The 2,780-nt window shown below is 73.1% G+C and carries 3 protein-coding genes; all 3 read right to left on the bottom strand.

Features of this window, described 5'->3' with window-relative positions; all coding sequences use genetic code 11:
* Positions 1 to 176: 176 nt before the first annotated feature.
* Positions 177 to 1,337 carry an acyl-CoA dehydrogenase family protein gene (locus tag HW445_RS25440; RefSeq protein ID WP_151775182.1) on the bottom strand — a complete coding sequence of 387 codons (1,161 nt, stop codon included), beginning with the start codon at positions 1,335 to 1,337 and terminating at the stop codon, positions 177 to 179.
* A 28-nt stretch (positions 1,338 to 1,365) separates the two neighbouring features.
* Entirely contained in the window at positions 1,366 to 2,286 is a 921-nt protein-coding gene (locus HW445_RS25435) for a hydroxymethylglutaryl-CoA lyase (RefSeq protein ID WP_180223247.1), read from the bottom strand.
* Positions 2,287 to 2,351: 65 nt separating this feature from the next.
* The coding region (locus HW445_RS25430; protein WP_180223246.1) for an acetyl-CoA carboxylase biotin carboxyl carrier protein subunit at positions 2,352 to 2,780 on the bottom strand (429 nt) is incomplete at its 5' end.

Here is a 2,780-nt window from a genome sequence, read left to right as displayed (position 1 = left end):
GGGCCCGCGGGGAGGGCGGACCCTGACACCTGCGTGGAGTCCGGGTCTGAGGCCCGTGAGGGGGCCGTGACCTGAGGCCGCCCGCGGCGGGGGCGAAGGGCCCTCGGGTACCGCGGGGGCCGCGGGCGAGGCTGCGGCCCCGGCCAGGTGCGGTGACCCGAGGGGGAGGGGGCGTGTCAGTCCGAGAGGCCCAACTCGCGGGCGATCAGCATCCGCTGGACCTCGCTGGTGCCCTCGCCGATCTCCAGGATCTTGGAGTCGCGCCACATCCGGGCCACCGGGTACTCGTTCATGAAGCCGTACCCGCCGTGGATCTGGGTGGCCTCACGGGCGTTGTCCACGGCGACCGTCGAGGAGTACAGCTTGGCGATGGCCGCCTCCTTCTTGAACGGCTGCCCCGCCACCATCCGCGCCGCCGCGTCGTGCCAGGCGAGGCGGGCCGTGTGGGCCTTCATCTCCATGTCGGCGATCTTGAACTGGATGGCCTGGTTGGCGCCGATGGGACGGCCGAACGCCCGCCGCTCCTTGGCGTACTTCACCGACTCGTCCACGCAGCCCTGGGCCAGGCCGGTGGCCAGCGCGGCGATGGCGATCCGCCCCTCGTCGAGGATGCGCAGGAACTGCGCGTAGCCGCGGCCCTCCTCGCCGACCAGGTTGGCGGCCGGGACACGGACGTCGGTGAAGGAGAGCTCCCGGGTGTCCGAGGCGTTCCAGCCGACCTTGGAGTAGGGGGCGGCCACCGTGAACCCCGGGGTTCCGGAGGGAACGATGATCGCGGAGATCTCCGGCCGGCCGTCCGGCTTGCGGCCGGTGACGGCGGTGACCGTCACCAGGCCGGTGATGTCGGTGCCGGAGTTGGTGATGAAGCACTTCGAGCCGTTGATCACCCACTCGCCGGTGGCCTCGTCGAGCCGGGCGGTGGTGCGGGTGGCGCCCGCGTCCGATCCGCCCTCGGGCTCGGTCAGACCGAAGGCGCCGAGCACCTCACCGGAACACAGACGCGGCAGCCACTCCCGCTTCTGCGCCTCGGTGCCGAAGAGGTGCAGGGGCATGGCGCCCAGCGAGACGCCGGCCTCCAGCGTGATGGCGACGGAGGAGTCGACCCGGGCCAGCTCCTCCAGGGCGACGCCCAAGGCGAAGTAGTCGCCTCCCATGCCGCCGTACTCCTCGGGGAAGGGCAGGCCGAACAGGCCCATGCGGCCCATCTCACGGACGATCTCGTAAGGGAACTCGTGCCGCTCGTAGTAGTCGCCGATCTTGGGGGCGACCACGTCGTGGGCGAACTCCTCGACGGTACGGCGCAGCTCCTCCAGCTCCGGGCTGAGGCGGCGGTCCATCGGGGTGGCGGTGGTGGCGGTCATCGCGTCACTGCTCCTGGTGGGAGAGGGCTCGGACGGTGCGGGACGGGCTGGGCCGGCCCAGCTGTTCGGCCATCCACACGCTGGTGGCGGTGAGACGGCCGAGGTCGACACCGGTCTCGACGCCGAGGCCCTGGAGCATCCACACCAGGTCCTCGGTCGCGAGGTTGCCGGTGGCGGACTTCGCGTAGGGGCAGCCGCCGAGGCCTCCTGCGGAGGCGTCGACGGTGGTGACACCCAACTGGAGGGCTGCCAGCGTGTTGGCCAGGGCCTGGCCGTAGGTGTCGTGGAAGTGGACGCCGATCGCCTCGGTGGCGACGCCGGCCTCCCGCAGCGCGGTGAGCACGGCGCGGACATGGCCCGCGGTGGCGACGCCGATCGTGTCGCCCAGGCTCAGCTCGTCGGCGCCCATGCCGAGCAGCGCCCGGCAGACCTCCACGGCCTGGGGGACGGCGACGGGGCCCTCCCACGGGTCACCGAAGACCATCGAGACATAGGCGCGGACGTGGAGCCCCTCCGCCTTGGCACGGGCGGCGACCGGCTCGAACATGGCCAGCGACTCGGCCACCGTGCGGTTGAGGTTGGCCCTGGCGAAGGACTCGGTGGCGCTGGCGAACAGCGCGACCGTGCGCGCGCCGAGCGCCAGGGCCCGGTCCAGCCCGCGCTCGTTGGGCACCAGCACCGGCAGCTCCACCGGAAGGTCGCGGACCAACGGGAACAGCTGCTCGGCGTCGGCCAGCTGCGGCACCCACTTGGGGTGGACGAAGCTGGTGGCCTCGACCGTCGACAGGCCGGCCGCGGCGAGACGGCGGACGAACTCCGCCTTCACCTCGGTGGGGACCGTCCCCTTCTCGTTCTGCAGGCCGTCACGTGCGCCGACCTCGTAGATCCGCACCCGGGCGGGCAGGCCCTCGGCAGGGACCCGCATCGGCAGTCCGGCGATCGGCAGTCCGGTGATCGGCAGTCCGGTGATCCCGGCCGGTCCGTTCGCGGTCACCGCGCACCCTCCCCTTCCGCACCGGAAGCGGCGACGCCGGTTGCGGAGCCCGATGCTGCGCCGGCCGCGGCGCCGGGTTCCGCGTCGGGCGTGATCACGGCGAGGACCTGGTCCATGGCGACGGCGGTGCCGGGGGTGACGTCGAGCTCGGCGACCGTGCCGGCGTGCGGCGCGGAGATGACGTGCTCCATCTTCATCGCCTCCACCACCAGCAGACTCTGGCCGGCCTCCACCCGGTCGCCGACGGCGGCCTTGACGACCGTCACCGTCCCCGGCATGGGGGCGGTGAGCGAGTCGGCGCCCGCGCGGGCCGCGCCCGTGAGCGAGGCGGCCACCGGGTCGTGGTCGCGGACCTGCCAGGCATCGCCCTCCCGGCCGAGCCAGTCGCCGGCCCGGTGGAAGGTGTGGCGGACGCCGTCCAGCGT

This window comes from Streptomyces sp. UH6 (genome assembly GCF_013421635.1).
Classification (GTDB): Bacteria; Actinomycetota; Actinomycetes; order Streptomycetales; family Streptomycetaceae; genus Streptomyces; species Streptomyces abyssomicinicus.
This window is presented reverse-complemented; position numbering and strand designations above follow the sequence as displayed.

What these genes read in the sequence shown, in the direction of transcription:
- HW445_RS25440 (WP_151775182.1), bottom strand. Translation starts at nt 1,337, where the DNA reads ATGGACCGCCGCCTCAGCCCGGAGCTGGAGGAGCTGCGCCGTACCGTC.
- HW445_RS25435 (WP_180223247.1), bottom strand. Translation starts at nt 2,286, where the DNA reads ATGCGGGTCCCTGCCGAGGGCCTGCCCGCCCGGGTGCGGATCTACGAG.